The organism is Morganella psychrotolerans (genome assembly GCF_965118875.1).
Classification (GTDB): domain Bacteria; phylum Pseudomonadota; class Gammaproteobacteria; order Enterobacterales; family Enterobacteriaceae; genus Morganella; species Morganella psychrotolerans_C.
Genome location: NZ_CBCPJD010000056.1, coordinates 1 through 824, shown reverse-complemented (window position 1 = coordinate 824; position 824 = coordinate 1). Strand labels below are relative to the sequence as shown.

Below are 824 nucleotides of genomic sequence, written 5' to 3'. Positions count from 1 at the left end.
CTCCCCGAAAACGGTGCAGGTCAGCAGCGGCGAGAATATTACGCTCACCGCCCTGAAACAGGCTGATATTTCAGTGGGGAAAAAAATCACCTTAGCCGCTGGTAACGCCATCAGCCTGTTTGCCCGGCGTACCGGGATTAAAGCGTTTGCGGCAAAAGGCAAAATTGAGTTACAGGCGCAGAGTGATGAAATGCACCTGACCGCACTCAAAGATCTGACCGTGACCAGCACGGGCGGCAAAACCATAGTGGCAGCAAAAGACGAGCTGTTACTCACCTGCGGCGGGGCTTATATCCGCTTAAAAGGCGGACAGATAGAATACGGAAGCCCCGGGAATCAGACGGTAAAAGCCACTAACTGGGTGGTTACCGGTCCGGAATCCATGAATGTGATGCACCCGCAATTTCCGCAGTCGATGCCCAAACAAGCCCTGCGTTTTCAGCTGAGTTCCTCACCGCAAAGCCCGGTGAAAAGCCGGGCATTTGAGCCGTATGAACTTTACAGCAAAGGGACTCTTATCCTGAAAGGGGTAAGTGATGCAGAAGGTAACATTCTGATTAACCATGATATTCCTACTGACAACTATCAACTGCATTTACTCAGCGGTGACAGTTATGACATTAAAATCCCGCAGGCCGCAGAAAATGAAGAGAGTGACGTGAATGAATTACCGGCTGTCAATATAGGTTTCAGAACCAGCGCACCGGGCAAGGAGCGGGAAAATACGCGGACAGGCAATGCATGGGGTGAAAATCTGTCACAATTTTTAGCGGTTTTTAAGAAGGATAAGTAATATGTCAGGAGGAAACTGGAATCAATTTCCA

The 824-nt window shown here is 49.5% G+C and carries 1 protein-coding gene; it reads left to right on the top strand.

What is annotated here, in order from left to right; all coding sequences use genetic code 11:
• The coding region (locus ACMHKJ_RS19290) for a DUF2345 domain-containing protein (protein ID WP_413496463.1) at positions 1–793 on the top strand (793 nt) is incomplete at its 5' end.
• Positions 794–824: the final 31 nt, after the last annotated feature.